This window comes from Citricoccus sp. NPDC055426 (assembly GCF_040677445.1).
Lineage (GTDB): Bacteria > Actinomycetota > Actinomycetes > Actinomycetales > Micrococcaceae > Citricoccus.
In genome coordinates this window covers 624,863-651,239 of sequence record NZ_JBFARZ010000001.1, presented here as the reverse complement: position 1 = coordinate 651,239, position 26,377 = coordinate 624,863, and the positions used below count along the sequence as shown (strand labels likewise).

The 26,377-nt window shown below is 70.5% G+C and carries 29 protein-coding genes and 1 pseudogene; 15 read left to right on the top strand and 15 right to left on the bottom strand.

Translation table 11 applies throughout. The features are described from left to right. Positions 1 to 118: 118 nt before the first annotated feature. Positions 119 to 877 carry an SDR family oxidoreductase gene (locus tag AB0K08_RS02985; protein ID WP_363351482.1) on the top strand — a complete coding sequence of 253 codons (759 nt, stop codon included), beginning with the start codon at positions 119 to 121 and terminating at the stop codon, positions 875 to 877. Here AB0K08_RS02985 and AB0K08_RS02980 read toward each other — a convergent pair. Continuing rightward, entirely contained in the window at positions 874 to 1,476 is a 603-nt protein-coding gene (locus tag AB0K08_RS02980; protein WP_363351480.1) for a response regulator transcription factor, read from the bottom strand. The two genes, AB0K08_RS02985 and AB0K08_RS02980, sit on opposite strands and share 4 nt — an antisense overlap. Further along, positions 1,473 to 2,825, bottom strand: a complete 1,353-nt coding sequence (locus tag AB0K08_RS02975) for a histidine kinase (protein WP_363351478.1) — start codon at positions 2,823 to 2,825, stop codon at positions 1,473 to 1,475. Before AB0K08_RS02975 ends, AB0K08_RS02980 begins: the two co-directional genes overlap by 4 nt. Positions 2,826 to 2,979: 154 nt before the next feature. On the opposite strand from AB0K08_RS02975, the gene AB0K08_RS02970 reads away from it, so the two are divergent. From AB0K08_RS02970 to AB0K08_RS02950, 5 genes are all read left to right on the top strand, one after another. Further along, the gene (locus AB0K08_RS02970; protein WP_363351476.1) at positions 2,980 to 3,474 is read left to right on the top strand and encodes a small multi-drug export protein; all 495 of its coding nucleotides are present in this window, start codon (positions 2,980 to 2,982) and stop codon (positions 3,472 to 3,474) included. A gap of 41 nt (positions 3,475 to 3,515) precedes the next feature. Continuing rightward, entirely contained in the window at positions 3,516 to 3,875 is a 360-nt protein-coding gene (locus AB0K08_RS02965; RefSeq protein WP_363351474.1) for a cupin, read from the top strand. Positions 3,876 to 3,972: 97 nt separating this feature from the next. Further along, positions 3,973 to 4,812 carry an ABC transporter substrate-binding protein gene (locus AB0K08_RS02960; RefSeq protein WP_363351472.1) on the top strand — a complete coding sequence of 280 codons (840 nt, stop codon included), beginning with the start codon at positions 3,973 to 3,975 and terminating at the stop codon, positions 4,810 to 4,812. Continuing rightward, positions 4,809 to 5,630: an amino acid ABC transporter permease gene (locus tag AB0K08_RS02955; RefSeq protein WP_363351470.1), complete on the top strand. Its 822-nt coding sequence runs from the start codon at positions 4,809 to 4,811 to the stop codon at positions 5,628 to 5,630. Before AB0K08_RS02960 ends, AB0K08_RS02955 begins: the two co-directional genes overlap by 4 nt. Before the next feature lie 11 nt (positions 5,631 to 5,641). Further along, positions 5,642 to 6,409, top strand: coding sequence for an amino acid ABC transporter ATP-binding protein (locus tag AB0K08_RS02950; protein ID WP_363351468.1), 768 nt, complete (start codon positions 5,642 to 5,644; stop codon positions 6,407 to 6,409). 2 nt (positions 6,410 to 6,411) lie between these two features. Here AB0K08_RS02950 and AB0K08_RS02945 read toward each other — a convergent pair whose 3' ends face one another. After that, positions 6,412 to 6,936: an SRPBCC domain-containing protein gene (locus AB0K08_RS02945; RefSeq protein WP_363351466.1), complete on the bottom strand. Its 525-nt coding sequence runs from the start codon at positions 6,934 to 6,936 to the stop codon at positions 6,412 to 6,414. 35 nt (positions 6,937 to 6,971) lie between these two features. Between AB0K08_RS02945 and AB0K08_RS02940 the strand changes: the two genes are divergently transcribed. The 3 genes from AB0K08_RS02940 (at position 6,972) to AB0K08_RS02930 (ending at position 8,275) form a co-directional block, all read left to right on the top strand. Beyond that, entirely contained in the window at positions 6,972 to 7,616 is a 645-nt protein-coding gene (locus AB0K08_RS02940; RefSeq protein ID WP_363351464.1) for a sugar O-acetyltransferase, read from the top strand. 99 nt (positions 7,617 to 7,715) lie between these two features. Then, positions 7,716 to 7,958 (top strand): ribbon-helix-helix domain-containing protein, encoded by a 243-nt coding sequence (locus AB0K08_RS02935; protein ID WP_363351462.1) that lies wholly within the window; start codon positions 7,716 to 7,718, stop codon positions 7,956 to 7,958. Further along, on the top strand, positions 7,916 to 8,275 hold the full coding sequence (locus AB0K08_RS02930; RefSeq protein WP_363351460.1) for a type II toxin-antitoxin system PemK/MazF family toxin: 360 nt from the start codon (positions 7,916 to 7,918) through the stop codon (positions 8,273 to 8,275). Before AB0K08_RS02935 ends, AB0K08_RS02930 begins: the two co-directional genes overlap by 43 nt. A 9-nt stretch (positions 8,276 to 8,284) precedes the next feature. Here AB0K08_RS02930 and AB0K08_RS02925 read toward each other — a convergent pair whose 3' ends face one another. Both AB0K08_RS02925 and AB0K08_RS02920 read right to left on the bottom strand, forming a co-directional pair. Then, positions 8,285 to 8,410 carry a hypothetical protein gene (locus AB0K08_RS02925; protein WP_363351458.1) on the bottom strand — a complete coding sequence of 42 codons (126 nt, stop codon included), beginning with the start codon at positions 8,408 to 8,410 and terminating at the stop codon, positions 8,285 to 8,287. 55 nt (positions 8,411 to 8,465) lie between these two features. Continuing rightward, complete coding sequence (locus AB0K08_RS02920) at positions 8,466 to 9,092, bottom strand: hypothetical protein (RefSeq protein WP_363351456.1); 627 nt, start codon at positions 9,090 to 9,092, stop codon at positions 8,466 to 8,468. Between the two features lie 77 nt (positions 9,093 to 9,169). On the opposite strand from AB0K08_RS02920, the gene AB0K08_RS02915 reads away from it, so the two are divergent. Beyond that, positions 9,170 to 9,811, top strand: coding sequence for a methyltransferase domain-containing protein (locus tag AB0K08_RS02915; RefSeq protein ID WP_363351454.1), 642 nt, complete (start codon positions 9,170 to 9,172; stop codon positions 9,809 to 9,811). Positions 9,812 to 9,820: 9 nt separating this feature from the next. Here AB0K08_RS02915 and AB0K08_RS02910 read toward each other — a convergent pair whose 3' ends face one another. The 4 genes from AB0K08_RS02910 to AB0K08_RS02895 all read right to left on the bottom strand — a co-directional run bounded on the left by AB0K08_RS02910 (position 9,821) and on the right by AB0K08_RS02895 (position 13,334). Then, positions 9,821 to 10,375 (bottom strand): VOC family protein, encoded by a 555-nt coding sequence (locus AB0K08_RS02910; protein ID WP_363351452.1) that lies wholly within the window; start codon positions 10,373 to 10,375, stop codon positions 9,821 to 9,823. Between the two features lie 67 nt (positions 10,376 to 10,442). Further along, positions 10,443 to 11,033: a DUF6036 family nucleotidyltransferase gene (locus AB0K08_RS02905; RefSeq protein WP_363351450.1), complete on the bottom strand. Its 591-nt coding sequence runs from the start codon at positions 11,031 to 11,033 to the stop codon at positions 10,443 to 10,445. Beyond that, positions 11,030 to 11,608 carry a helix-turn-helix domain-containing protein gene (locus AB0K08_RS02900; RefSeq protein WP_363351448.1) on the bottom strand — a complete coding sequence of 193 codons (579 nt, stop codon included), beginning with the start codon at positions 11,606 to 11,608 and terminating at the stop codon, positions 11,030 to 11,032. The genes AB0K08_RS02905 and AB0K08_RS02900 overlap by 4 nt, the downstream gene beginning before the upstream one ends. Positions 11,609 to 11,672: 64 nt before the next feature. Further along, positions 11,673 to 13,334 carry an alpha/beta-hydrolase family protein gene (locus AB0K08_RS02895; RefSeq protein ID WP_363351446.1) on the bottom strand — a complete coding sequence of 554 codons (1,662 nt, stop codon included), beginning with the start codon at positions 13,332 to 13,334 and terminating at the stop codon, positions 11,673 to 11,675. A 73-nt stretch (positions 13,335 to 13,407) separates the two neighbouring features. Between AB0K08_RS02895 and AB0K08_RS02890 the strand changes: the two genes are divergently transcribed. After that, entirely contained in the window at positions 13,408 to 14,169 is a 762-nt protein-coding gene (locus tag AB0K08_RS02890; RefSeq protein WP_363351444.1) for a DedA family protein, read from the top strand. A gap of 152 nt (positions 14,170 to 14,321) precedes the next feature. On the opposite strand, the gene AB0K08_RS02885 is transcribed toward AB0K08_RS02890, so the two are convergent. Next, positions 14,322 to 14,750, bottom strand: coding sequence for a YccF domain-containing protein (locus AB0K08_RS02885; protein WP_363351852.1), 429 nt, complete (start codon positions 14,748 to 14,750; stop codon positions 14,322 to 14,324). 77 nt (positions 14,751 to 14,827) lie between these two features. Here AB0K08_RS02885 and AB0K08_RS02880 point away from each other — a divergent pair, with 77 nt between their 5' ends. From AB0K08_RS02880 to AB0K08_RS02870, 3 genes are all read left to right on the top strand, one after another. Next, positions 14,828 to 16,906, top strand: coding sequence for a penicillin-binding transpeptidase domain-containing protein (locus AB0K08_RS02880; protein WP_363351442.1), 2,079 nt, complete (start codon positions 14,828 to 14,830; stop codon positions 16,904 to 16,906). Positions 16,907 to 16,947: 41 nt separating this feature from the next. Beyond that, the gene (gene trmB, locus AB0K08_RS02875) at positions 16,948 to 17,889 is read left to right on the top strand and encodes a tRNA (guanosine(46)-N7)-methyltransferase TrmB (protein ID WP_363351440.1); all 942 of its coding nucleotides are present in this window, start codon (positions 16,948 to 16,950) and stop codon (positions 17,887 to 17,889) included. Between the two features lie 144 nt (positions 17,890 to 18,033). Further along, positions 18,034 to 20,049: a BCCT family transporter gene (locus tag AB0K08_RS02870; RefSeq protein ID WP_363351438.1), complete on the top strand. Its 2,016-nt coding sequence runs from the start codon at positions 18,034 to 18,036 to the stop codon at positions 20,047 to 20,049. Between the two features lie 62 nt (positions 20,050 to 20,111). Here AB0K08_RS02870 and AB0K08_RS02865 read toward each other — a convergent pair whose 3' ends face one another. The 5 genes and pseudogenes from AB0K08_RS02865 to dnaK form a co-directional block, all read right to left on the bottom strand. Continuing rightward, positions 20,112 to 21,068 (bottom strand): alpha/beta hydrolase, encoded by a 957-nt coding sequence (locus tag AB0K08_RS02865; RefSeq protein ID WP_363351436.1) that lies wholly within the window; start codon positions 21,066 to 21,068, stop codon positions 20,112 to 20,114. A gap of 212 nt (positions 21,069 to 21,280) precedes the next feature. Then, positions 21,281 to 21,634, bottom strand: a pseudogene (locus AB0K08_RS02860) (helix-turn-helix transcriptional regulator); the annotation flags it as partial. Continuing rightward, entirely contained in the window at positions 21,631 to 22,626 is a 996-nt protein-coding gene (locus tag AB0K08_RS02855) for a DnaJ C-terminal domain-containing protein (protein ID WP_363351434.1), read from the bottom strand. The gene AB0K08_RS02855 and the pseudogene AB0K08_RS02860, both read right to left, overlap by 4 nt. 51 nt (positions 22,627 to 22,677) lie before the next feature. Next, entirely contained in the window at positions 22,678 to 23,370 is a 693-nt protein-coding gene (locus tag AB0K08_RS02850; RefSeq protein WP_363351432.1) for a nucleotide exchange factor GrpE, read from the bottom strand. 151 nt (positions 23,371 to 23,521) lie between these two features. Next, entirely contained in the window at positions 23,522 to 25,408 is a 1,887-nt protein-coding gene (gene dnaK / locus AB0K08_RS02845; protein WP_363351430.1) for a molecular chaperone DnaK, read from the bottom strand. 385 nt (positions 25,409 to 25,793) lie between these two features. On the opposite strand from dnaK, the gene AB0K08_RS02840 reads away from it, so the two are divergent. Beyond that, positions 25,794 to 26,315, top strand: coding sequence for a DNA starvation/stationary phase protection protein (locus AB0K08_RS02840; RefSeq protein ID WP_363351428.1), 522 nt, complete (start codon positions 25,794 to 25,796; stop codon positions 26,313 to 26,315). Positions 26,316 to 26,377: the final 62 nt, after the last annotated feature.

The window sequence follows — 26,377 nt, the reverse complement described above, 5'->3', positions numbered from 1 at the left end:
CCGGCCCTGTCGGATCCAGCGAATTCTCCGCACACCGCATCACACGCGTAAAATGAAACAACTATTCTCCGGTCATATGTGGTTATAGTACATATCAGAACCTGAGGAGGAGGCAACCATGGATCTCGAATTGAACGGCAAGGTCGCCGTGGTCACCGGCGGCGGCAGCGGCATCGGACGCGCAACGGCGCTTCGGCTCGCTCACGAAGGCGCCGACGTGGTCGTCGCCGATCTCTCGGAAGAACGCGCCAAGGCGGTCGCTGCGGAGATCGCCGCGGCGGGCGGCAGCGCGCTTGCGGCCCCGGGAGACGCAGCAACGCCGGAGGGTGTCGACCGGATCGCCTCAGCCGCCGAGGAGTGGCGAGGACCGGTCACACGGCTGTGCCTCAATGCGGGCATCGGCGGAGAGGGCGACATCCGCTCGTTGAGCCTGGAGAACTGGCGACGTGCCTTCACCGTCAACCTCGAATCACAGTTCCTGGCGGCCCAGCGCTTCCTCGACCCGATGATCACCGCCGGTGGAGGTGCCATCGCCACGACTGGCTCCTTCGGCGCGTTCCGGTCGGGGCATCCCACCTCCACCCCTGCCTACGGCGCCTCCAAGGCAGCCGTCACCCAGCTGGTCCGGCACCTGACGGCACGGTTCTCCGAGGCCGGCGTGCGCGCGAACTGCATCTGTCCCGGATCGGTGGAGACGGGCTTCGGGGCGGCCGCCGTGGGCTCCGGAACCATGGTGACCAGTCCCATGCGAGCGCCAGCAGGTCGACGAGCACGCCCCGAGGAGATCGGCGATTGGATGGCCTTCCTCCTCTCCGAACGGGCCCGCCATCTGCGCGGCCAGGTGATCCTGGTCGACGGGGGACGCTCGCTCGTCTAGATCCAGCCCTGCTCCCACGCCACCTGAGAGGCCTCCCGCCGGGTCCCCACCCCGAGCTTGCCCATGGCGGAGGACAGGTAGTTCCGCACCGTCCCGGGGGCCAGGTGCAGCCGTTCGGCGATCTGCTGCACGGTGGCCGCGTCCCGCCCGGCGCGCAGGACGTCCAGCTCGCGGTCGGTCAGCGGACTGCGCTCGCCACCCAGGGCTGTGGCGGCGATGTCCGGGTCCACGTACCGCTTGCCCGCGGCCACGTCCCGGATGACCTTGGCGAGCTCCTCGGCCGGGGTGGACTTCGGCACGAATCCCGAGACCTTCTCGTTCAGCGCCCGGCGCAGCACCCCGGGCCGGGCATGACGGGTCACGATGATGATCTTGGTGGCCACCCGCCGCAGGATCTGCGCGGCGGCCTCCACCCCGTCCAGCTCGGGCATCTCCAGGTCCAGCAGGCACACGTCCGGGGCCAACCGGACCGCGGCGTCCACGGCCTGGGCCCCGTTGTCCACGCCGGCCACCACCTCGAAGTCCTCCTCCAACCCGAGCAGGGACTCCAACGCCCCCCGGATCAGCACCTCGTCGTCCGCGATCAGCAACCGGATCATCTGCCCTGCTCCCCCTCATCGTGTTCGTCCATCACGCCGCCTGCCCCCGGCAGGACCGGCACGCGGGCCTCCAGGACGAAGGTGTGCCCCTCGCGCCGGCCGGAGACCGTTCCCCCGGAGGCGGCGAAGCGCCGGTTCAGTCCGGACAACCCCGTGCCCGACGACGGCCCGGTCACCCCGGGTGCCCCGGCTCCCGCCTCGTCCGGCCCCGGTCCCTCGACGCCGTCGTTGGTGATGACGAGCCGCTGGCCCCCCACAGCACCGGCGCCAGGACGGGCCTCGGTTCCGGTGGCCGCCAGCTCGATGGAGACCTCCGTGGCCTCCGGGGCGTGGCGCAGGATGTTCGTGGCGCCCTCCCGGACGGCGAGCCCCAGCAGGGTCCGGGCCGCCGGGTCCTGCACGTGGATGCCCCGCAGCCGCACGGTGGCCCCGGAGGCCTCCAGCACGTCCCTGGCGTTGGCGATCTCCTCCTCGAGGGAGATCTCCCGCAGGTCGCGCACGAGCGAGCGGGTCTCCTCCAGGGCGGTGCGGGCCAGGGTGCGCACCTCGCGGATGTTCTCCTGGGCGGCCTCCGGCTTCCCGGCCCCCAGGAGGCGGTCGGCCAGCTCTGCCTTCAGGGCGATGACCTGCAGGTGGTGGCCCTGGATGTCATGCAGGTCCGAGGCGAAGCGCAGGCGCTCGCGGGCCACCGCCAGCTGGGCGGCGTCCCGGCGGGCGGCGTCCATCTGGACCACGATGTTCCACCACCAGGCGGAGAACAGGAAGACCACCGGCACGAAGAGGATGAAGAAGACCAGCGGGGGCAGCTGCTCGGCGGCCGCCTCGGTGGGGACGACCACGCCGGTCAGCTGCGCCCCGGCCCACCAGTGCACCGCCAGCAGGCCCAGCCCCGCGGTGAGGACCAGCCGCCGGGTCATGCCGCGGACCAGGATGGCCAGGACGTTCGAGGCGAGCCACAGGGGGACGCCCCCGGGGACGGCCCCACCCGGCAGCCACAGGGTCAGCACCCACACGACCACGGGCGGCGCCAGCAGGAGCACGGTGGCCCAGGGATGCGGCCAGCCCCTGCCCATGCCGTGCCGCACCAGCCACGTGCACAGGGACTGGGTCAGGCCGCTGAGAGCGATGAACACGACGGTGGTGACCACCACCCACGAGAACCGGCCGCCGGCCTCCAGATGGAAGAGGGCCAGCTGCGCCGCCGTGATGAAGGCCATGAACAGGGCGAACAACACCATCGAGAGGTAGGTGTACCACCAGGTGACGCGCACGCCACGGGCGGACCGGCCCGGAACCGTCGAGGGCAATTGCCCGGAGGAGCGGCTCAGGTGCGGTGCGGGCTGGTTCACGGTTCCCACAGTAGGCCGATGACAACTGTCACGGGGTGGCGGTGACGGTTTCGGCTCTCGGGGTGACAGCGGGGCACTACTACAGAAGGGACGCGCACGCGAGGCTGGAAGCACCATCCACCAGCAACACCCGACGCCTCAGAAAGGCTCCCCCATGGACTTCGTGGCCCAGCTCCAATCCTTCACCGAATCCCTGCCGACGGCCCTGCAGTTCCTCGGCATCGCCGTCGCCGCCCTGGTGCCCTACGTGGAGGGCGAGGGCGCCGCCATCATCGGGGCCGTCGCCGGGATCAGCCCCTGGATCGCCATCCCGGTGGCCATCGCCGCCAATGTGGGCATCGTGGCGTTGATCGTGCTCTCTTTCGAGAGGCTGCGCGCGGGGATCGTGAATCGACGGATCGCCGCCGGCAAGACCCCTAAACCCTCCTCGGAGAAGCAGCAGAAGGTGCGCCGGGCCCTTGAGAAGTACGGGGTCCCCGGCGTCTCCCTGCTCGGCCCCTTCCTGCTGCCCACCCACTTCACCGCCGCCGCGCTGACGTCCTTCGGGGTGGCCAAGGGCCGGGTCATCACCTGGCAGGCGGTGGCCATCACCCTCTACGCGGTGGTGTTCGGCGCGCTGTTCTACGGCCTGGTCACCACGATCGCCTGAGATCCCTCCCCACCGGCGCGCGTGCGGGCTACGGTGACTGCATGACCTACTCGCCCGGACCCCACGACCTGCCCGCCCTGATCCGAGCGACCCTGGAGGCCGCCCAGGACAGTCCGCACGGCCGCCACGGTGACCTGCTGCTGCGGGACGGCCATCTGCGCCAATCGATCATCGCCCTGACCTCCGGCTCCGTCCTGGCGGACCACAACGCCCCGCCCGCCGCGACCCTGCAGGTGATGCAGGGCGAGGTGGTGGTCACCGCCGGCCCCGGGGAGGACGTGAGCCTGCAGACGGGCCAGCTGGTCCAGCTGACCAAGGAACGCCACGGCGTGACGGCCCTGCAGGACAGCGTGTTCCTGCTGACCACCGTGACCGGGGTCCTCGACGAGAGCCACGGCTGATCCACCTTCCGGTGACAGCCGGCCGCCGGCCGGTAAACTGACCCTCTCCACGCCACCCTGCAGTCCGCCGGGAGGCCCCCGCACCGGAAGAACCCCCATGACCCCGTCCCGCACCCGCCGCCCCCGCGTGGCCACGGTGGCAGCAGCCATCGTGGGAGCCGGAGCACTGACCCTGAGCGGCTGTGCCCTCATCGGCCCCCAGCTCGGTGACACCGCCGCCGCCGAGGCCGACCCCCTCGTCGAGAGCCTCGACCTGGTCAACCCCGGCCAGCTCACCGTCTGCGCCGACGTCCCCTATCCGCCCTTCGAGTTCCAGCAGGGCAGCGAGCTGGTCGGCTATGACATCGACATCGTGCAGCGGATCGCCGACGACCTCGGGGTGCCGCTGACCGTGGTCGACTCCTCCTTCGAGGCCATCGAGTCCGGCTCCTCGCTGACCGGCTGTGACGTCAACGCCTCCTCGATCTCCATCACCGAGCCCCGCCAACAGGTCATGGCGTTCTCCGTCCCCTACCTGGACGACGATCTGGTGCTCGTGGCGGAGAAGGGTTCCGGCATCACGGACCTCGAATCCGCCCAGGGCCGGCGCGTCGGGGTCCAGGCCGCCACCACCGGCGAGCGCTTCGCCGAGGAGAACGGCCTCACCCCGATCCAGTTCGAGGACGGCGGCATGCAGATGGAGGGCCTGCGGGCCGGCACCGTGGACGCCGTGCTCGGCAATCAGTCCGTGGTGCTCTACAACGTGAAGGACGACCCTGCCTACGAGGTGGTCGCGGCCCTTCCCACCGGTGAGCAGCTCGGGGTGGCCGTGGCCCCGGACAAGGCCCAGCTGCTCTCGGCGGTCAACGCCTCCCTGCTGGGCATGGAAGAGGACGGCAGCCTGGACGAGTCCCGGGCCCGCTGGTTCGGCGAGAGCGCGACGGAGGGCACCGAATGAGCACCCCTGACACCACCACCGCCCCGCGGAGAATGACCAACCGGCGCCGCCGCCAGCTGTCCCTGGGCCTGCAGGCCGGGCTCTTCGTCCTGGTGATCCTGGTCCTGGTCCTGGTCATGGACTGGGAGACCTTGGGCCAGTCCGTCTTCAACTTCGCGGAGATCGGCCCGCTGTTCCCGGACATCATCCTGGTCGGTCTCGGAAACACCCTGCTCTACACGGTCTCCTCGTTCGTGGTGGGCCTGCTCGGCGGCATGCTGCTGGCCCTGATGCGCCTCTCCTCCTTCCCGCCGTACCGGTGGCTGGCCACCGCCTACATCGAGCTGTTCCGCGGGCTGCCCGCGCTGTTGGTCTTCATCGCCTTCGGCTACGGCGTCCCCTTCGCCTTCGGTGTGCAGTGGCCCATCCCCCTGGTGGTGATGGCGTCCTTGGGCCTGGTGTCCTCGGCCTACATCGCCGAGACCCTGCGTGCCGGCCTGCAGGCCGTCCCGAAGGGCCAGGTCGAGGCCGCCCGCTCCCTCGGGATGCCCGCCTGGCGCGCCATGGTCACCATCGTCCTGCCCCAGGCGTTCCGCCTGGTGCTGCCGCCGCTGACCAACGAGGTCATCCTGCTGACCAAGGACTCCTCCCTGGTCTACGTCCTCGGCCTGGCCGCCCACGAGTACGAGCTGACCAAGTTCGGCCGGGACGGCATCACGGCCCTGGACGCGGGTCTGACCCCCGTGCTCATGGCCGGCGTCATGTACCTGATCATCACCGTCCCGCTGTCCCTGTTGGCCCGCCGGTTCGAATCGCGCACCAACCGCACCCGCGTCTGAGAGGGAAGAAGATGACCGAGACCATCCACGCCGGAGGATTCAGCATCTCCGGCCTGCACAAGTCCTACGGCTCCAACGAGGTCCTCAAGGGCATCGACCTGACCGTCGCCCCCGGCGAGGTGGTCTGCCTGATCGGGCCCTCGGGGTCCGGCAAGTCCACCCTGCTGCGCTGCGTCAACCTGCTCGAGACCCCCGACCAGGGCGCCGTGACCGTCAGCGGCTTCGACGCCACGGACCCGGAGGTGGACCTCAACGCCATGCGCCGCCACGTGGGCATGGTGTTCCAGCAGTTCAACCTGTTCCCGCACCTGTCCGTGCTGGAGAACTGCACGGTGGCCCAGACCAAGGTGCTGAAGCGCACCAAGGCCGAGGCGGCCGGCGTCGCCCGGAAGAACCTGGCACGCGTGGGGCTGGAAGGCTTCGAGGAGCGCTACCCGGACCAGCTCTCCGGGGGCCAGCAGCAGCGCGTGGCGATCGCCCGGGCGCTGTCCATGGACCCGCAGCTGATGCTCTTCGACGAGCCCACCTCCGCGCTGGACCCCGAGACCGTGGGCGAGGTGCTCTCCGTGATGCGGCGCCTGGCCGCGGCCGGCATGACCATGCTCGTGGTCACCCACGAGATGGGTTTCGCCCGGGACGTGGCAGACCGCGTGGTGTTCATGGACGGCGGCGTGGTGGTGGAGGAGGGCCCGGCGGAGCAGGTCATCGGCTCGCCGTCCCAGCCACGCACCCAGGACTTCCTGCGCCGGGTGCTGAACCCGACCGAGGTGGATCTGTAGGCTCAGGAGCCGTCGCCGGCCTCCGGGGTGTAGTGCCCCCGCTGGGCGGGGTGATAGTCGGCGAAGTCCACGGCCTCCACGTCCCCGCCGCCCAGGGCCAGCGTGAGCCGGTCGAGGTAGTACTCCCAGCCGGGGCCGACGTCCCCGGCCATGGTCTCGAAGCCGGCCACCGGCTGCCGGAAGACCAGGTCCGTCCCGGCCCCCGACGCCGCGTGGTCCAGGGAGACCCGCAGCCTCCAGTCCGCGCCCTCGGGGTCTGTCAGCGTCACCTCGAGGCGTGAGGGCCGCTCGCAGGCCTCGATCACGCACTCCCCCGGCGTCTCCGGGGCCTCCACCATGGCCAGTTGCACGCTGCCGGAGGCCGGGTCCCCCGTATACGTGCCGTACCAGCCCAGCAGCTCCGGATCCGTGAGGTACGCCCACACGTCCTCCGGGGGGTGGTCCAGCCTCCGCTGGATCTGGATGGTCAGGCCCTCCGGCCCGTCCACGAGGGCGCCGGTGGGTTCGCGCGGACCGTTCTCAGACATGCGTTCATTCTCGCCCCCTCTGGCAGGCTGGGTCCATGACTCCCGCCGCAGGATCCGCCGCCTCCCCGTTCTTCCCCGATGACCGGACCATGTATCAGCGCATGCTCGCCGGAGACCCCTACCGGGCGGACGACCCGGAGACCGCCGCGCTGTCCACCCGGGCCCAGCTGCTCACCGAGCGGTACAACGCCACCTCGATCACCGAGGGTGGCCTCCGCCGGACGCTGCTGGAGGAGCTGCTGGGGACGTGCGGCGAGGGGATCGAGGTCCGTCCCCCGTTCCACCTGGACTACGGCCGGCACCTGCACCTGGGTGACCGCACCTTCGCCAACTTCGGGCTGGTCGCCCTGGACTGCGCCGAGATCCGGATCGGAGCGGACGTGCAGATCGCCACCCACGTGCAGCTGCTCACGGCCACCCACCCGCTTCAGCCGGGCCCGCGCCGGGACAAGTGGGAGGGTGCCGCGCCCATCACGATCGGGGACAACGTGTGGCTCGGCGGTGGGGTGATCGTGGGCCCGGGCGTGAGCATCGGCCAGAACACCGTGGTCGGCGCGGGATCCGTGGTCACCCGAGACCTGCCGGCGGACGTGGTGGCGGTGGGCGTGCCCGCCCGGCCGGTCAAGGGCCTGCCCGCGGACCCGGCCGCCGGCTGGGACCGCGGCGCGGCGGAGGACTGACCGCCACGCGCCCCGCCGACTGCGCCCCGTCCCGTCGACCACGTCGGCCGCCGGCAATCGTGCATCCCATACTGGGATTCGATTCGGTATACTCTGACCATGAGCACCCAGATCGCCGTACGCCTGCCGGACCAGCTGGTCGCGTTTCTCGACCGGGCCGTGGCCGAGGGGCTTGCACCCAGCCGGGCCGCCCTCGTCACCTCCGCCCTCGAGCGCGAGTTGCGCCGGCACCTCGCCGAACAGGACGCCCAGACCCTCCGCGACCAGGGAGCTGCCGACGAGCTGGACGACCTCGTGGTGTGGTCAACGGATCAGCACGGCCAGAACACGCTGGTCGACTGACGGTGCGTGAGATCTGCCTCGCCCGCCTGGACACGACCCGCCCAGTCCTCGTCCTGACCAGGGAAGCCGCCCGGTCATCGATGACCAAGGTGACCGTGGCCCCCATCACCACCACCGTGAAGGGGCTCTCCAGTGAGGTCCCCGTCGGAACCTCGAACGGACTGGCCCAGGCCGGCGCCGTCGCCCTCGACAATGTCGTGACGATCCCCGCCGCGTCGCTGGGCCGCACCGTGGGGTTCCTCCAGCCCGACCAGGAACGGGACCTCGCCCGAGCGGTGATCCTCGCCTATGACCTGGAGGTGCCACTCCTCAGCTGACGGGACGCATCAGTACTGGGCCGGCCCAGACGAACCGGCCTGGTAGTCCCGCAACGGTGCGGCCCCGGAGTCGAAGGCGCGCCGGCCCTGGAGCACCCAGCGCAGCACCGAGCCGCTGAACCCTCCCTGAACCACGACGACCCGGCGCCTTCCGCGGGGAAGGGGCCGGGCCGTCGTCGGGCACGGGTGTTCAGATGCTCTTGCGCATCTTCTGCAGGTCCTTGCGGGCGGCGCGCAGGGCACCGGTCTGCTCCTCGCGGGCCTTGTTGATGGCCTCCGCCTTCTCCGCAGCGGCGGCCCGGATGGCCTCGGCCTGCTCGGACTTGGCGGCCTCGATGGCGGCCACCTTGGCCTCCTTGGCGGCCTCCAGCTTCTTGGACCGCTTGGAGGCGGCGGCGTTCTTGCGGCCGGTCCGGTTCACGGCGCCGTCGATCATCAGGGCGGTGCCGATGCCGAACAGGAAGACGTCCTTGGCCACGGCGGTGCCCTGCTCGGAGGGGCGGATGCCGTCCGACTCGGTCATGAAGTCCGTGTTCTTGTACATGGCCAGCAGGCCACCCGAGAACGCGGTGACGGCCGCGCCGGCCATCCAGCCGGGCACGAACGGCAGCAGGCAGGCGGCGCCGACGCCGATCTCCGAGGCGGCGATGAACTGCTTGAACTGCTTCGGGGTCAGGTCCTTGAGGAACGGAAGACCGTTGGCCCCCAGGTCCCGCATCTGTTCGGCCTGCTCATCCGTGAGCTTGGTCTTGTTGATGCCGGAGTTGAGGATGAAGGCGCCGGCGGTCAGCCGAAGCGGGATCTGGGCGATGCTCATGGAAAGTCCTTCCGATGGTCTTCTAAAGATTCCGATCTCAGCCTATAACCACCCGGGGCCCACGGGATACTGGGAGCATGGAAGACCACGCGCGCAACACCGCCAACCAGAATCTGTGGGCCAAGATGGTGGCCGACGATCCCGAACACTCCCGCCGGTACGCCGACCGGTGGCGGCAGCTGGCCGCCGAGGGTATGGACCTGGACGGGGAGGCCCGGCTGGTCGACGCCATGGCCTCCCGCGGCGCCCGGATCCTCGACGCCGGTTGCGGCACGGGCCGGGTGGGCGGCTACCTGGCCCGGCGCGGCCACCGGGTGACGGGAGTGGACCTGGATCCGCACCTGATCGAGGTGGCCACCGAGGACCACCCCGAGGGCGACTGGTACGTGGCCGACCTCGAGTCCCTGGACGCCGCCGCCCTGCAGGCCCTGGGCGAGTCCGAGCCCTTCGACCTGGTGTTCTCCGCCGGCAACGTCTTCGGCTTCCTCTCCCCCACCTCCCGCGGCGAGGTGCTGGACCACCTGTATGCGCTGCTGCGGGACGGGGGCCGGGCCGTGATCGGCTTCGGCGCCGGCCGCGGCTATGACTTCGGCGATTTCACCGACGACGCCGGCCGGGCCGGGTTCCGCGTCCAGGGCCGGTTCGCCACGTGGCAGCTGGACCCGTTCCCCGCCGATGCCTCCGAGGCGGACTTCCTGGTGGCCGTCCTCGCCCGCTGACCCCCGGGGCTACTCCTCCTCGGCGCCGTGCGCGTCCTTGGCGGCGTCCATGAGGACCTCGATGCTCAGGCGGTTCATGCCCATGAGGGCGGACTGCAGGCACGCGGAGGCCTCTCGGTCATCGCCGGCCATGACCTCGTAGACCACCTCGGGGACGACCTGCCAACGCATGCCGTACCGGTCGGTGACCCAACCGCAGGCGACCTCCTGCCCGCCGCCGGCGCTCAGCGCGTCGGCGAAGTGGTCCACCTCCTGCTGGTTCGCACAGCGGACCTCCACGGAGACCGCGTCCGTGTAGGGCACGTCCCCGCCGCCGTTGAGGGCGGTGAACCGCTGGCCGTCGAGGGTGAAGTCCACCGTCAGGACCTCGCCGCGGTGCAGGACGACCTCGTTCCCGTCCGGGGCGATGTCGATGTCCGTGCGATGCACGGCCTCCACCCGGGAGTCCGGGCGGTAGCCGGCGAACGCGTCCACGTAGAACCGGGCGGCCTCCTCCGCCTGGCCGTTGAACCACAGGCTGGTCACGAGCTGGGGGCGTTGCGGGGTGGCGGGTTTCGTGTCCATGCCACCAGTGTTCTCCGGAACGTACGCGGAGGCCACGGTTGACGCCCCAAATACGTCGGTCGTGGGATCATTCCAACAGGGAGCCAGTCGGTCCCGTCCCTGACCTGGGCAGTCCTAGGGCCCTGGCGGCGGCCATTGCTTCTTCGGCGACGATCTCGTAGTTGTCGACCGGCGCACGGAGAGCTACGGAATGTTCGCCATACTTGTCGAACGCCAGCCGCACAAGTTCTTCGGCCCGCTCTATCCCCAGCGCGAGCACTATGTGACCGAGATCCTCGATGTCTTTGGTGCGCTCGGCTGCCATCTTCATGGCAGCCAGAGTGGGCAGGTCGGCAAGCCGGACCGCTGAGGATGTCCCCTCAGGTCCCGCAATCCACTGGGCTTCGTCGGGCAGGAATGCCTCCGCATTGCGGTTCATCCACTTCGGGGGCAGGCCATAGTCCCGCGCCATATCGGTGATCACCTCGTCGACAGTGTCGCCCGGGGAGTATCGTGCGTCGATGTCCCCGGTCGCGCGGTCCAGCACACCATGGAGCAGAAGGGCTGCCCCGCCGACGACCTGGATGTCCACTGCGACGTCCCGAGCTGCGAGCCGAGCCTCCAACTCACGGAGCAGCTCGACGACGTCATCCCGACGAAACTCCCGTCTGATGGTCAAACCGTTGCCAGATCCCGCTCACGGATCCAAACATTCATCGCAGCGATCTCACGGGGGGTCTCACTCCGGATGAGGTCTTTCATCCGGTCGCTGACCGGATGCAGTTTCTCGGCCAGGAAGACCGGCTCGGACGACTTCTTAGCCCGCTTGGCCCATCCAGGGACGGGGGTCTGAGTCTTGGCTGCTACCCAGCGGGTGACTGCCCCGAGAGCCGCCCGGTAGGCCTCGTCGTCCAGGGTCGGGGCGAGTGGCATCAGCACCCGACCCGCTGAAATCGACTCGCTGGCGTACTCCCCCAGCAGACGGATAGCGAAATGAAAGTCGCCGTCGCGGATCGTTCGGGCGAAGTCACCAGCAAACTCGCGGGTCGCCGTGTCGTCTGCGGTGATGCTCAGGCCGAGGACCCGCATTGCTTTCAGCGCCAAACCGAAGGACGCGCCGTCCTTTCCGGCTTCCAGGTCCACGATGAACTTGCGGGAGGTGCCGATGGCGTCGGCAAGAGCCTGCTGTGTGTATCCCTGAGCCTTCCGCCGCTCGCGCAACGTGCGGCCGATCGTCTCCGCATTCATGGTCATCAGCTCATTATGGCACCGTTTGGTGACATTTCCACTCCCGCTCGTTGCGACCTCGGGCGGTCCCTCAGGCGAAGTTCGGCACGATCGTCCGGCGGATCGCCTGGGCGATGGTGGAGAAGTCCTGCAGCGGATCCTGGCCGAGCACGGCGGCCCAGTACTGCAGCATCTCCTCCACGTAGCGGTGCCCGTGCCCGCCCGGGACGGACACGGACTGCGGCATGTCCGAGGCCACCTGCCAGAACGTGACCCAGGGCAGCCAGCGCAGGGTGCGGGAGACGTCGAGCCCGGCGTTCTCCTTGGCCCAGTCGGGCTTGCGCCACATCAGCTCCGGGCTCCACCAGACCACCGGGTCCGAGGCGTGCTGGGCCACCACGATCCGAGGGCCGTCCCACGGGCCGAACGGGACACCGGTGAAGTCGGTGACCAGGTCCTCGGGCTTGGTCGCGAAGCGGACGTGCCGGCCCTCGTCCACCACGGGCGCGATCTCCGGGGTGCCGCGGCGCCGGAACGGTGCCAGCGAGGTCCAGAAGTCCGCGAACCGGGGCAGTCCCGCCCAGACCGCACCGTCCACGCGGCGGACCATGTCCTCCAGTGACTCGAAGGCCTGGGTGCCGCCCAGCGCGCCGAGGGACTCCCCGCCCACGAGCAGCTTCGGCCGCCGGCCGGGTGGCAGGGTGTCCAGCTCGGCCTCGACGGCGGTCAGCAGGGCGCGGGCGGCCAGCACGGGCGTGGTGCGGTCGGCGACGAAGGCGATGCCGGAGGGCAGGTAGGTGTACTGCATGGAGGCGAGCGCGCAGTCGCCGCCCGTGAGGAACTCCACCGAGGCGGCGGACCATTCCTGCAGCCAGCCGGTCCCCGTGGTGGTCTGCACCAGCAGCACCTCGCGCTCGAAGCCGCCGGTGCGATGCAGCTCCGCGACGACGGCCGCGGCCGTGGCCTCCAGGTCGCGGCCCTCCTGCCACCCGGCATAGGCCCGGATGGGCGTCAGGGCCGGCCGGCCGGTGGCCTCCTCGATGTCCACGGCGCGGGGCCCGTCGGAGACGACGGCCTGGCCCTTGGCGCCCAGGGTGCTCCAGGGCTCATGGGACGCCTCCGAGCCCGATCGTTCGATCTCCACGGGCGGGACCCGGCCCGGCAGCAGCTTGGCGTTGGTCTCCTGGGCTGCCTTGGACAGCCGCTCCAGCAGCCGCCGGTAGACCACCTTGTCCAGGATGAAGGCGGTGCCGGTGGCGGTGGCGCCGGCGCCGATCACGGCCGCCACCGGATCCGGCATCACCGGCTTGAGGGCCTGCGAGATGCGGGCCGCCACGGCGTTGACGCCGCGGCCGGCCGTGACGAGTCCGGCGGTCAGCGCCAGGCCGCCGGCCACCCCCAGCACGTGCTCCCGGGTGCGGACGGGGCGGGTCTCCATCAGGCCGGCGATCTCCGCCTGGGCCCGCTGGTTCCTGAGCCAGGTCAGCCCGCTGATGCCGAACATGACCCAGGGCAGGGCCCGGGAGACGGGACGGAACCTCTCCTCGTCGATCCGCACCTCCACCCCGAGGGTCCGGCCCAGGCCCCGGGCGGCGGCCACCCCGGCGGCGCCGGCCACGTAACCGAAGGTCTGGGACAGTCCGGTGGCCGCCGAGGTCATCCACCAGGTGCGCGGGATGAAGCTCGGGGACAGTGAGACCCAACTCATGATGTGGGCTCCGACCAGCCCGGATGTGTCGGGTTTCAACGGCATGACCCCCATTATGCCTGCCGCCTTCACGCTGCCGTTTCGGCGGTTCACAGCGACGTCCGCGAGAATACGTGACATGACGCTTCTGAGCACCACCACATCCGCCGGCGCCGCGGCCCCCGCGGGCGAGGTCTCCTACGGGTGGCTGGGGGACATCGTCGTGTCCATCATGGAGGCCATCGGCCCGGTCGGCGTGGCCGTGGCCGTGTTCGCGGAGAACCTCTTCCCGCCGATCCCCTCCGAGCTGATCCTGCCGCTGGCGGGCTTCACCGCGGCGGGCGGGCAGTTCGGCCCCTGGGAGGCCACGATCTGGGCCACCGTGGGTTCGGTGGTCGGCGCGCTGATGCTCTACGGCGTCGGCGCGTGGCTGGGCCGCGTGCGCATGTACCGGATCGCCAACTGGCTGCCGCTGGTGGACATCGATGACGTGGAGAAGACCGAACGCTGGTTCAACCGGTACGGCTACTGGACCGTGCTGCTGGGCCGCATGATCCCGATCTTCCGCTCCCTGATCTCCATCCCGGCCGGGATCGAGCGCATGAACCTGTGGCTGTTCACCCTGTTCACGCTGATCGGCTCCGGGCTCTGGAACACGATCTTCGTCTGGGGCGGGTTCATGCTCGGGGAGAACTGGCACGTGGTGTCCGACTACGCGGACGTCTTCTCCAACCTCGTGCTCGTGGCCGTCCTCGTCTTCCTGGCCTGGTGGATCACCGCGCGCGTGCTGCGCAACCGCCGGCGCGCACGGGACCCGGAGTTCCAGCAGACCACCCCCGAGGAGGCCGCGGCCCGCATGGACGCCCTGCTCTCCGACGACCCGGAGTCGCCCCGCCCCTGAGACTTTTGAGGGCAATCCTCACCGTGTGGATCGCCCTGACAGTCGATGGACGCGCGGTGAAGGACGGGGATTGAAGGACGGGGTACGACGACGGCCGGTCGCCTTCCGCGGAGAAGGTGACCGGCCGTCGTCGTGCCCGGGGTCCCGGAACCTCAGCGGTAGCCGGCCTGCGCGGCCGGCAGGTACTGCGGCAGGGAGCGGGCCTGCCCGGAGTCCACGATCTTCTTGCCCAGCGGCATCAGGGAGACGGGGATCATGCGCAGGTTAGCGATCCCCAGCGGGATCCCGATGATCGAGATGAACATGGGGATGGCGGTCAGCACGTGGCCGATGGCGATCCAGAGTCCGGCCACGATGAACCAGATGACGTTGCCCAGGCCCGTGAAGACGCCCAGGCCGGGCTGGGTGTCCACCACCGTCCGGCCGAACGGCCACAGGGCATAACCGGCGATCCGGAACGAGGCGATGCCGAACGGGATCGTGATGATCAACAGGCAGCAGACCAGTCCGGCCAGGAAATAGCCCAGGGCCAGCCAGAGTCCGCCGAAGACCAGCCAGATGACGTTGAGGATCAGGTTCAGGGTGCTGTTCATGCCCCCATGCTCCCAGCAGGTCCGTCTCAGGGGCTAGCCTGACGGAAGTCGCAAAAGGGGAGTTCATGCAGAACCACAGGTCAGCGGGCCGTTTCCGCCGCATCCGTCCGAACCGGTCGATCCACCCGCCCCGGGCCACTCGAGCCACTCGGGCCACCCGATCGCTCGCGGCCTTCGGACTGGTCTCGGCGCTGCTGCTGACCGCCACCGGCTGCTTCGGGCCGTCGCGGCCGGCCCCGCACGAGGCCGCCGGAACCCTGTCCAGGGCCATCAGCACGGGCGACTATGCCGGTGTCCCCCTGACCCCGGAGGCACGGGACGTGCCCGGCCTCCTCGAGGAGGCGCTGACCGACCTCCAGGACTCGGGAGCCGGCGTGGTCGTGACATCGGCAGAGGTGGACGCGGAGGACAGCGGCCGGGCCACGGCCGCCCTGACCGTCGAGTGGCAGCTGGACGAGGGGGACACCACCGGAGAGGTCGGCGCCATCTCGGAGCGCAACTGGTCCTATGACACCACCGCGGAGCTGGTCTGGGACGAGGAGGGCCAGGAGTGGCTCGTCGACCTCGCGCCGGACACGGTGGTGCCAGGCCTGGAAACCGGTGGCACGGTACAGGTCACCGAGGTCCCGGCCGAGCGGGGCAGCATCCTGGACGGAGCGGGCGAGGAACTGATGATGGAGCGGGACGTGGCCGTCCTGGGGCTGGACAAGTCCCGTCTCGCGGCAGCCGGGGCCGACTCCCTGGCCGCGGCCGTCGCCGAGTCGGCGGCCGCGGTGGCGGAAGCCGCCGGCGTGAACGTGGAGGCCTTCGTGGCCCGGGCCGAGGCCGCCGCGGAGCAGGCCTTCGTCCCGGCCATCACCCTGCGCGACAACGGGGTCACGGAGATCCCCACCGCGCAGATGGCGGAGATCCCGGGCGGGCGTGTCCTCGAGGACACGGCCGTCCTGGCACCCAGCCGGGCCTTCGCCCGTGACGTCCTGGGGACCTACGGCGAGCCGGACGCGGAGCAGATCGAGGCCTCGGACGGCGAGCTCCGGGCCGGCGTCGAGGTCGGGCTGTCCGGATTGCAGGCCGACTGGCAGGAGCACCTGGCCGGCTCCCCCGGCGTGGAGATCACCATCGACAACCCGGACGCCTCTGACGCCCCGGACGGCACCGCGGCGGCGGCCGATCCCGTCTTCAGGAGCGAGCCGACCCCCGGGCGGGATCTGACCTCCACGCTCAACCGGCAGGTGCAGGCCGAGGCAGAGGCCGTCGTCGCCGCCTCGGAGGTGCCGGCCGGGCTGGTCGCGCTGCGCCCCTCGGACGGGCAGGTGCTGGCTGCGGCCTCCGGCCCCGAGGGCTGGCCGGTGGCGGTCTCCGGGTCCTATGCGCCGGGCTCCACGTTCAAAGTCGTCACGGCACTGGCCCTGCTGCGGTCCGGGCTCGCCCCGGAGGACACCGTGCAGTGCCCGGCCTCCATCAACGTGGGCGGGATGGTGATAGGCAACTATGACGGTTATCCGGCGGCCTCCGTGGGTCAGATCCCGTTCTCCGAGGCCTTCGCCGAATCCTGCAACACGGTGTTCGTGGGTTCGTACCAGGACCTCTCGGCCGCAGATGAGACCGAGGCCGCCGAGGCTCTGGGGCTGGCCGCCGACCCGGTGACCGGCCTCGACTCCGCCTTCCTCGCTTCCGTCCCGGATGACTCCACGGGCACCGAGCACGCCGCCAACCTCTTCGGCCAGGGCGTGGTGGAGACCTCCCCGCTGGGCATGGCCACCGTGGCCGCCTCGGTGGCCGCCGGGCACACCGTCCGCCCTGTCTTCGTGACCGATCCGGCGGTGGAGGTCCCTGCCGCCCCGGAGACCGGCATCACGGCCGCAGAGGCCGGACAGCTGCAGGAACTGATGGCCGGCGTGGTGGAGACGGGCACCGCGGAGATGCTCCAGGACGTCCCGGGGGCCCCGGTGCTGGCCAAGACGGGCACCGCCCAGTTCGTAGCCGATGGCGAGGACCTGGCGCACACGTGGCTGATCGCGATCCACGGGGACCTGGCCGTCGCCCTGTTCTTCAACGAGGGTCTGGGCGGCGGCTATGACAACGGGCCGGTGGTCCGGGACTTCCTGACCGCCGTGGAGGAGTTCCTGCCCTCCGGCGGCTGAACCGTCGGCGGCGCGTGGCTCCCGGTAGCCTTGGTCTCCTGATGAGCAGCGAACCCCCCTCCCCCGGCGGCGCCCCCGCGCAGCACGCCCACGGCCACAACAACAGCCCCGATCCAGAGCTGTACCGCACCGAGCCGGTCTCCTTCGTGCGCCGCGGAGACCGCCTGACCACCCGCCGGCAGCGGACGTGGGACCGGGCCGCCGGCACCTACATCGTGGAGGTGCCCCGGGACCGCGCCGCCACGTCCGTGGCCGAGGGCGCCCGCATCGACTGGGCCGGGGTCTTCGGCCGCAGCGCCCCGCTCGTGGTGGACATCGGTTCCGGCCTCGGCGAGTCCACGGTACAGGGTGCCGTGGACCATCCGGACTGGGACCTCATCTCCGTGGAGGTCTACACCCCCGGCCTGGCCGCTCTGCTGGTGCAGATCGAGGACCGGGGCCTGGACAACGTGCGCGGCCTCCAGGCCAACGCCCCCGAGGTCCTGGACCGGTTGCTGCCCGCCGGCGGCGTCCAGGAGGTCTGGGTGTTCTTCCCGGACCCCTGGCACAAGACGAAGCACCACAAGCGCCGCCTGGTCTCCCCCGCCTTCGCCGACCGCGTGGCCCGGGTGCTGGCCCCCGGCGGCGTGCTGCGGCTGGCCACCGACTGGTCCAGCTATGCCGTCCACATGCGCGAGGTCATGGACGCCCACCCGCAGTTCGCCAACGAGCACCCGGGCCGCGCCGCCGGAGCCGGGTCCCCGCTGACCCGCGTGCGGGTGGAGGGCCGGGAACTGACGGTCGGAGCGCAACCGGTGGCCCCGCGCGTCGGGACCCTGCGGGCCGGCGTCAGCGAGGCCACCGCGGGCGCCTCGGTCCAGGACCCGGTGGATCACCGCGGCGGCTGGGCGCCCCGGTTCGAGGGGCGGCCGTTGACGAGTTTCGAGTCCAAGGCGCTGAACGCGGGGCGCCTGGTCTTCGACCTCACCTACCGCCGGGGCTGACGCCGCCGCGCCGGTGCCTTTGCGCCTGGACTGTCCGGGGTGAATACTGGTAGGCCGAATCATTCACCGGCCTCCACCCAGGGCGCCACCGTTGCGCCCGGTTGCGGCGCGGCGCCCTGGGCAGGTCACAACGATTGGACCTCGGTGCCCGACACCACGCCTTCCCCGACCAGTCCCGACCCCGCGTCCGGACGCGACTCCCGGCCCGGCAGCGCCGGTGTGGTGGGACTGTACCCCCACGATATCCACCCCGGCCTGGTGCCGGGCATCGGCGTGGACGAGCAGCGCAACCGCTTCGGCCTGGACAAGATCGTCTTCGGTGTCACGGCGGTGCTGATCGTCGGCTTCGTGGCCTGGGGCGTGCTGGCTCCGGAGTCGGTGTCCGAGACGTCCACGGCGGCGTTCGGCTGGTCCATGACCAACGCCGGCTGGCTGCTGAACATCACGGCGATCGTGGCCCTCGGCGCCATGCTCTACATCGGCTTCAGCCGCTTCGGCAAGATCCGGCTGGGCCGCGATGACGAGGAGCCCGAGTTCTCGCGGTTCTCCTGGGTGGCCATGATGTTCGGCGCCGGCATCGGCGTCGGGATCTTCTTCTTCGGCCCCTCGGAACCGCTGTCCCACTACCTCTCCCCGCCGCCGGACACGGTGGGCGCCGCCACCGACTCGTCCCTGCACCAGGCCATGGCGCAGTCGCACTTCCACTGGGGCCTGCACGCCTGGGCCATGTACGCCCTGGTGGGCGGCGCCATCGCGTACGCCTCCTACCGCCGCGGCCGGGTGCCGCTGATCAGTTCGGTGTTCCGTACCCTGTTCGGCGCCCGCCAGACGGACGGCTTCGCGGGCAAGGTGGTGGACATCTTCGCCATCATCGCCACCCTGTTCGGCACCGCGGCCACCCTGGGCCTGGCCGCCATCCAGATCGGCGAGGGCGTCCAGATCGTCGCCGGTGCCGGGACCCTGGGCAACAACGGGCTGATCATCATCATCGGGATCCTGACGCTGGCGTTCATCGTCAGCGCCGTGTCCGGCGTGGCCCGCGGCATCCGTTACCTGTCCAACATCAACATCCTGATGACCCTGGGCCTGATCCTGTTCGTGTTCATCGCCGGGCCCACCCTGTTCCTGCTGAACCTGCTGCCCTCCGGGGTCATGGAGTACGCGGACGAGATGTTCTCCATGATGGGCAAGTCGCTGTCCTGGGGCGCGGACACCGTCGAGTTCCAGTCCTTCTGGACCGCCTTCTACTGGGCCTGGTGGATCGCCTGGACCCCTTTTGTGGGCGTGTTCATCGCCCGCATCTCCCGCGGCCGCACCCTGCGCGAGTTCGTGCTGGTGGTGATGGGCGTGCCCACCTCCATCCTGATCTTCGCCTTCACCATCTTCGGCGGGGCCGCCATCTGGATGAACCGGAACGGGGTGGCGGGGATGGACGGTGAGGCCTCCGCGGAGTCCCTGCTGTTCTCCCTCTTCGACCAGCTGCCGCTGGCCCAGATCACCCCGTTCATCGTGATCGCGGTGCTGGCCATCTTCTTCATCACCTCCGCCGACTCCGCCTCCGTGGTGATGGGCACCATGTCATCCCGCGGCAACCCGGAGCCCAACAAGCTCGTGGTCATCTTCTGGGGCCTGTGCATGATGGGCATCGCCGTGGTCATGCTGCTGGCCGGCGGCGAGACCGTCCTGACCGCGCTGCAGAACCTGACCATCCTCATCGCCCTGCCGTTCTCCGTCATCCTGCTGCTGATGGTGGTGGCGTTCCTGAAGGACCTGTCCACGGACCCGGAGGCGATCCGCCGCGACTACGCCCGCACGGCCATCTCCAACGCCGTGCGGCGGGGCATCGAGGAGCACGGCGACGACTTCGAGCTCTCCGTCCGCGAGGCCCCCGAGGGTCGCGGCGCCGGCGCCGACTTCGACTCCACAGCGGAGCAGGTCACCGAGTGGTATCAGCGCACGGACGAGAAGGGCCAGCCCGTGGACTACGACTACGGCACCGGTACCTACGCCGACGGTTGGACCCCCGAGAACGGTGCGGACGGCACCGGGGATCCGGACCCCGCGGAGGGTGCGGGTGGTGCGGGCGGTGCGGCCGGCGTGGGTGGCGCAGCCGAGGACGCCGGCACCGCGGGCGAGGGGAAGCAGACCCCAACCGCCTGACCCCACCACTTTGAGGGCGATCCCACGGGTTGGGATCGCCCTCAAAGTGCTTCGGGGGCGGGTCAGGTGAGGGGCAGGCCTGTGGTGGCCCGGGCGATCCGGTGCAGGGAGGCCGTGCCGATGTCCCGATAGCCGAAGCCCCGGCCGAACAGCCCTGAGTCCGGCCGGTGGCGGGACGTGTTGTGGCCACGGCTCCCCGCCAGGCCCCGGGAGTCGTCCGGTCCCACATCCAGCCGGGTGAACCCGTACCAGGGGCGCCGCCGCGACAGCCACAGCCCGGCCCGGGACACGTAGTCGGACCCCGCCTGCGCCAGGAACACCTGCCCCGCCCCCAGCCCCAGCAGGCTGGGGTCCCCGGCCAACTCGCGGGGCAGCCCCACGGGGCCGGACACCACGAGGGCATCCAGCTCCACGGGCGGTTCCCGGCGCCGGAGGATCTGCAGCGCCCGGGCGGCCACCACGGTCCCGTAGGAATGGGCCTCCAGGGCGGTATGCGGCCGTGGCCCGCCGAGCCGGTGTTGGGAGTCGGACCACCCCTCCAGGTGGCGGGCGAGCCGGGCACCGCCGCGGAGCGCTGACCGCCCGGACAGCGCTCCCCAGGGCCCGGGCGGCTGGTAGCCGAGCCAGGCCACCACGCAGGGCCGTTCCGCCCCAGCGTCTCGTTGCGCGGCCCACAGTTGGGCGGCCTCCCGGACGGAGCCCCACATGGCGGTGTGCACGTGGATCCCCATCCCGGAGACCTGCCAGGTCAGGTGGGTCGCGGCCTCGGGCTCCCCCACCGCCACGGCGGCGGCGGGCGGGCGCAGCGTGCTGCCCAGGTCATACGCCAGCAGGTGCCGCTCGGGGTGGGGCCGGCCCATCGAGTCCGGTTTCAGCGCGTGGACGAGTCCGTCCAGCGCGGACCGCTGGCGGGGCCCCAGCACGGAGCGGCGGCGCATGTCGGCGCGCAGCCTGGCCCGGACGGCGCCGCGGTCGGCCGGGTCCCAGACGTCGCGCCGGCCTGCGGCGGACGGGCTCACCCTCGGCGTTTCCGGGTCCGTGACGCCGACGGGAGCGAGGGGGGCCGGGTGCCCGCCGGGCCGACGGTGATCTCGAAGACATCCGGGCCAGCCCCGAGGACCCCGGCCGGACGGCGCCAGCGCGCGGCCCGGCGGGCCCGCTCGATGGTGGCCGCCGTCTCCTGCTGGGAACGGGACCGCCCGGCGGAGGTCTCCGAGCCGTCGTCGAAGGTGGTGGTCACGTCCCCGGCCGCGCCCGCGGTGAACACCCGCGGATACCGGGCGAAGGCCTGGAAGGCCTGGATCTGGCCGGCGAGCTCGGCCACGGTGTTCTGGAGCTGCTCCACCTCGGACTGCAGGTCCACGATCCGGCGGATGCCCTCCAAGGACACGCCCTCGCGGCTGAGCTGCTGGATGGTGCGGAGCCGGTCCACGTCCTGGCGTGAGTAGCGCCGCTGACGCCCGCCCTGACGCTGCGGCACCACCAGGCCGATCCGGTCGTACTGCCGCAGCGTCTGGGGGTGCATGTCCGCCAGCTCGGCGGCCACCGAGATCACGTAGACGGGCTCATCCCAGAAGGTGGTCACAGCCGGGCCTTGTCCGCCAGCCCCGCCCTCGGATGGTGCCCGGCCGAGGCCGCGGCAAAGGCCTCCACGGCAGCGCGGGCCTCCTCTGACAGGTCGGTGGGCACGTCCACCTGCAGCTCGACCAGCAGGTCGCCCGTGGCCTTGGACGTCTTCACGCCCCGTCCCTTGACGCGCAGCACGCGCCCGGAGGACGAGCCGGCCGGGACCTTGAGCTTGACGGAGCCCTCCACCGTGGGCACCTCGATCGTGGCGCCCAGAGCGGCCTCGTCGAAGGTGATGGGCACCTCGACCCGCAGGTTCATCCCGTCCCGGTGGAAGAACGGGTGGTCCTTGACGTGGACCGTCACCATGAGGTCGCCGGGGCCGGCGGATCCCGGGGATCCCTTGCCCCGGGAGCGGACCTTCTGCCCGTCCTTGATCCCGGCGGGGATACGGACGTCGATGACCTCGCCGTCCGCCGCCCGCAGGGAGATCGTGGTGCCGCGGATGGCACCGGCGAAGGAGATCGACGTGGTGGCGGTCCGGTCCGCGCCCTTGCTGGGGGCTCCATAGCCGCCGAAGCCCCCACGGCCTCCGCCCTGGCCGCCGAAGCCGCCGAACAGGTCCGCGAACTCGGGCGGCAGGTCCCCGGCACCGGCGCCGCCCCCGCGCGGCCTGCCACCGGTGTTGAACAGGCCGCCGAACATGTCCTCGAAGCCCCCGGAACCGCCCGCACCGGCCCCGGAGCCGGATCCGGGCGCGGAGAACCGGGCGCCGGAGCCCATGGCCCGGATGGCGTCGTACTGCTGGCGTTCCTCCGGGTCGGAGAGCACGGAGTTGGCCTCGGTGACCTCCTTGAACTTCAGCTCGGACGCCTCGTCCCCGGGGTTCTGATCAGGGTGGTACTTCCGGGCCAGCTTGCGGTAGGCCTTCTTGATGTCCGCTTCCGAGGCGTCCTTGGAGACACCGAGGGTGGCGTAGAAGTCCTTGTCCACCCAATCCTGCGAGGCCATGGTGCCTCCTTTCCTGTGGCGTTCGGGGTACTCAGATGACAGCCGGGGTGATCAGCCCTCCCCGGCGGAGACCATCACCTGGGCGGCGCGCAGCACCCGCTCGCCGCGCACGTAGCCGTTGCGGAAGACCTGGACGATGTGCTCCTCCGGGACCTCCTCGTGGGGCTGGCGGATCACGGCCTCGTGGTGCGCGGGGTCGAACGGCTGCCCCGCCAGCGCCTCCTGGTCATGGCGCTGCAGGCCGAAGCCGGTGAGCACCGTGTCCAGCTTCGCGGCGATCGCCGCGAACGGCCCGTCCGTGAGGTCCCCGGCCGCCCGGGCCGCGTCGACGTCGTCCAGGACCGGAAGCATCGCGGTCAGCACGGACTGGACGGCGTTCTCCTTGGCCACGTCCCGGTCCCGCTCCACGCGGCGCTTGTAGTTCACGAACTCGGCCTGGATGCGCAGCAGGTCGTTGCGCAGTTCCTCCTCGCGGGCGCTGACGTCCGCGTAGTCCGGGTCCTGTGCGCCGGTGACGCCTTCATCGGAGGCGTCGGCGGAGTCCCCGCCGGCCTCGTTGAGGATCTGCTCCGCCTGGGAGAGCGCATCCCCCTCGGCGGCCCCGCCGGCCTCGGCGGCCCCGCCGGCTGCAGCCTGGCCCGGCTGCTCGCGGACCTTGCCGGTCTCCGGGTCGATCCGGCGCTTGTCCTGGAAGCTCACCGGCTCCTCGCGCTCCTGCTCTTCGTCGTTACCGTGGTGCGGCATACTCCATCGTCCTTTCCTCCGGTGCCCCGGGGCCGGCCGGCCCTGCCCCCGCGTGGAGCGGAGCTGCAGGACCGGCCGGCCCGGGTCCGGTGGCCAGCCGTGAAGGCGGCGGGCCGGTGATTCAGCTGGGGTGGGTGGTCGGGGGTGGGCCCTACTTGGACTCGCCGTCCTTCGGCTCCTCCTCGTCCACCACCTCGGCGTCCACGATGTCCTCGTCCTCGGCCGAGCCGGCGGCACCCTCGGTGCCCTCGGCACCGGCGGCGCCGGCCTCATCGGCCTGGGAGGCGTAGAGGGCCTCGCCGATCTTGGTCTGGGACGCCTGCAGCTTCTCGTAGGCGGCCTTGACCTCGTTGTCGCTCTCTTCGCCGGCCGGCTTCTCCAGGGACTCCTTGAGGGCGTCGACGTCGGCCTGGACCTCGGTCTTGATGTCCTCCGGCAGCTTGTCCCCGTTCTCCTTGAGGAGCTTGTCCACGGAGTACGCGGTCTGCTCGGCCTGGTTGCGCTGCTCGGCGGCCTCGCGGCGCTTCTTGTCCTCGTCAGCGTGCGCCTCGGCGTCCTTCACCATGCGGTCGATGTCCTCGTTGGACAGCGAGGTGCCGCCCGTGATGGTCATGGACTGCTCGGTGCCGGTGCCCTTGTCCTTCGCGGAGACGTGCACGATCCCGTTGGCGTCGATGTCGAAGGTGACCTCGACCTGCGGCATGCCGCGCGGGGCCGGGGCGATCCCGGTCAGCTCGAAGGTGCCCAGCGGCTTGTTGTCCCGGGTGAACTCGCGCTCGCCCTGGAACACCTGGATGGACACGGAGGGCTGGTTGTCCTCGGCGGTGGTGAAGGTCTCGGAGCGCTTGGTGGGGATGGCCGTGTTGCGCTCGATGAGCTTGGTCATCACCCCGCCCTTGGTCTCGATGCCCAGGGACAGCGGCGTGACGTCGATCAGCAGCACGTCCTTGCGCTCACCGGCCAGCACGCCGGCCTGCAGGGCGGCGCCCACGGCCACGACCTCATCCGGGTTCACGCCCTTGTTCGGCTCCTGGCCGCCGGTCATCTCGGTGACCAGCTCGGCCACGGCGGGCATGCGGGTGGAGCCACCCACGAGGACCACGTGGTCGATCTCCTTGACGGACACGCCGGCTTCCTTGATGACGTCCTCGAACGGCTTGCGAGTGCGCTCCAGCAGGTCCGAGGTCAGGTCCTGGAACTTGGCGCGGGAGAGGTGCTCGTCCAGGTGCACCGGGCCGTCCGCGGTCACGGACAGGTACTGCAGGGAGATGTTGGTGGAGGAGGCCGAGGAGAGTTCCTTCTTGGCCTGCTCCGCGGCCTCCTTCAGGCGCTGCAGGGCGATCTTGTCCTTGGACAGGTCGGCGCCCTTGGACTTGGCCTGGGCCAGCAGCCAGTCGACGACCCGCTGGTCCCAGTCGTCACCGCCGAGGCGGTTGTCACCGGCGGTGGAGCGGACCTGGATGGTGGAGAAGTCGTCCTCGTCCTTGCCCACCTCGAGCAGGGAGACGTCGAAGGTGCCGCCACCGAGGTCGAAGACCAGGATGAGCTCGTCCTCCTTGCCCTTCTCCAGGCCGTAGGCCAGCGCCGCGGCGGTGGGCTCGTTGATGATGCGGGAGACCTTCAGGCCCGCGATCTCGCCGGCCTCCTTGGTGGCCTGGCGCTCGGCGTCGTTGAAGTAGGCCGGCACGGTGATGACCGCGTCCGTGACCTTCTCGCCCAGGTAGTCCTCGGCGTCGTGCTTGAGCTTCATCAGGGTGCGCGCGGAGATCTCCTGCGCGGTGTACTTCTTGCCGTCCATCTCGGTGGACCAGTCGGTGCCCATGTGGCGCTTGACGGAGGCGAGGGTGCGCTCCGGGTTGTTCACGGCCTGGCGCTTGGCGATCTCGCCGACGAGCACCTCGCCGGACTTGGAGAAGGCCACCACGGACGGCGTGGTCCGGGATCCTTCGGCGTTGGCGATGACGACCGGGTCGCCACCCTCCAGGACGGACACGACGGAGTTGGTGGTACCGAGGTCAATTCCCACTGCACGGGACATGGGCTGTTCCTTTCCTTCACGGACGGATGGTTCTTCGGGCTACAGGAGCCTGACGCCGCACGGTGGCCGGATCGGCTGCAGGGGGTCCCTGCGATCCGGTCACCTGAGCGTTCAAGACTCAAGGTTTCATGGCGGGGCATTTCCTGTCAATCTGCCTTGAGCCGACCCGACTCATGTTTGCCTCACTCCACACAACCGAGGCGACCCGGAAATCATTCCCGACCGGCCGACGTCGCTCCATTGTTTTGAACTACTCAGAATAACTAAGGCAAGGCTAAGTTTGCTTGCGAGGAAACTATTGTGGTGGTTGGGTGGGACCATCAACACCGCGGCGCACGCACTACCCGCATTCCGCGCCGCCGGGACACCACACGAAGGAGTCACCATGGCAGCGAAGGACACCCCCGCGAAGTACACCGTTCCCGGCCTGGAGGTGGAGGACGGCCACCGCGTCGCCGAGATCCTGCAGATGCGACTGCACGCCCTCAACGACCTGGCCCTGACCCTCAAGCACGCCCACTGGAACGTGGTCGGCCCCAACTTCATCGCCGTCCACGAGATGCTCGACCCGCAGGTCGACGTGGTCCGCGGCTTCGTGGACGAGACCGCCGAGCGCGTGGCCACCATGGGCCTGTCCCCGAAGGGCACCCCGGGGGCCATCACCTCCGAGCGCACCTGGGAGGACTACGCCGTGGGCCGGGCCGACACCCTGACCCACATCTCCGCCCTCGACAAGGTCTACGACGGCGTCATCGCCGACCACCGCAACGCCATCGAGGAGGCCGGCAAGCTCGACCCGATGGCCGAGGACCTGCTGGTGGGCCAGACCCGCGAACTGGAGCTGTTCCAGTGGTTCCTGCGCTCGTTCCTCTCGAACGCCACCGGAGAGCTGAAGCACAAGAACTGAGTCTTCAGCCTCCACACCGATCGTGCCGGGCCACAGTGATTATCACTGTGGCCCGGCACGTT

Excerpts from the sequence above, each read along its gene's own strand:
- AB0K08_RS02985 (WP_363351482.1), top strand. The coding sequence starts at position 119 with ATGGATCTCGAATTGAACGGCAAGGTCGCCGTGGTCACCGGCGGCGGC.
- AB0K08_RS02980 (WP_363351480.1), bottom strand. The coding sequence starts at position 1,476 with ATGATCCGGTTGCTGATCGCGGACGACGAGGTGCTGATCCGGGGGGCG.
- AB0K08_RS02970 (WP_363351476.1), top strand. The coding sequence starts at position 2,980 with ATGGACTTCGTGGCCCAGCTCCAATCCTTCACCGAATCCCTGCCGACG.
- AB0K08_RS02965 (WP_363351474.1), top strand. The coding sequence starts at position 3,516 with ATGACCTACTCGCCCGGACCCCACGACCTGCCCGCCCTGATCCGAGCG.
- AB0K08_RS02960 (WP_363351472.1), top strand. The coding sequence starts at position 3,973 with ATGACCCCGTCCCGCACCCGCCGCCCCCGCGTGGCCACGGTGGCAGCA.
- AB0K08_RS02955 (WP_363351470.1), top strand. The coding sequence starts at position 4,809 with ATGAGCACCCCTGACACCACCACCGCCCCGCGGAGAATGACCAACCGG.
- AB0K08_RS02950 (WP_363351468.1), top strand. The coding sequence starts at position 5,642 with ATGACCGAGACCATCCACGCCGGAGGATTCAGCATCTCCGGCCTGCAC.
- AB0K08_RS02945 (WP_363351466.1), bottom strand. The coding sequence starts at position 6,936 with ATGTCTGAGAACGGTCCGCGCGAACCCACCGGCGCCCTCGTGGACGGG.
- AB0K08_RS02940 (WP_363351464.1), top strand. The coding sequence starts at position 6,972 with ATGACTCCCGCCGCAGGATCCGCCGCCTCCCCGTTCTTCCCCGATGAC.
- AB0K08_RS02935 (WP_363351462.1), top strand. The coding sequence starts at position 7,716 with ATGAGCACCCAGATCGCCGTACGCCTGCCGGACCAGCTGGTCGCGTTT.
- AB0K08_RS02920 (WP_363351456.1), bottom strand. The coding sequence starts at position 9,092 with ATGAGCATCGCCCAGATCCCGCTTCGGCTGACCGCCGGCGCCTTCATC.
- AB0K08_RS02915 (WP_363351454.1), top strand. The coding sequence starts at position 9,170 with ATGGAAGACCACGCGCGCAACACCGCCAACCAGAATCTGTGGGCCAAG.
- AB0K08_RS02910 (WP_363351452.1), bottom strand. The coding sequence starts at position 10,375 with ATGGACACGAAACCCGCCACCCCGCAACGCCCCCAGCTCGTGACCAGC.
- AB0K08_RS02900 (WP_363351448.1), bottom strand. The coding sequence starts at position 11,608 with ATGACCATGAATGCGGAGACGATCGGCCGCACGTTGCGCGAGCGGCGG.
- AB0K08_RS02895 (WP_363351446.1), bottom strand. The coding sequence starts at position 13,334 with ATGCCGTTGAAACCCGACACATCCGGGCTGGTCGGAGCCCACATCATG.
- AB0K08_RS02890 (WP_363351444.1), top strand. The coding sequence starts at position 13,408 with ATGACGCTTCTGAGCACCACCACATCCGCCGGCGCCGCGGCCCCCGCG.
- AB0K08_RS02880 (WP_363351442.1), top strand. The coding sequence starts at position 14,828 with ATGCAGAACCACAGGTCAGCGGGCCGTTTCCGCCGCATCCGTCCGAAC.
- trmB (WP_363351440.1), top strand. The coding sequence starts at position 16,948 with ATGAGCAGCGAACCCCCCTCCCCCGGCGGCGCCCCCGCGCAGCACGCC.
- AB0K08_RS02855 (WP_363351434.1), bottom strand. The coding sequence starts at position 22,626 with ATGGCCTCGCAGGATTGGGTGGACAAGGACTTCTACGCCACCCTCGGT.
- AB0K08_RS02850 (WP_363351432.1), bottom strand. The coding sequence starts at position 23,370 with ATGCCGCACCACGGTAACGACGAAGAGCAGGAGCGCGAGGAGCCGGTG.
- dnaK (WP_363351430.1), bottom strand. The coding sequence starts at position 25,408 with ATGTCCCGTGCAGTGGGAATTGACCTCGGTACCACCAACTCCGTCGTG.
- AB0K08_RS02840 (WP_363351428.1), top strand. The coding sequence starts at position 25,794 with ATGGCAGCGAAGGACACCCCCGCGAAGTACACCGTTCCCGGCCTGGAG.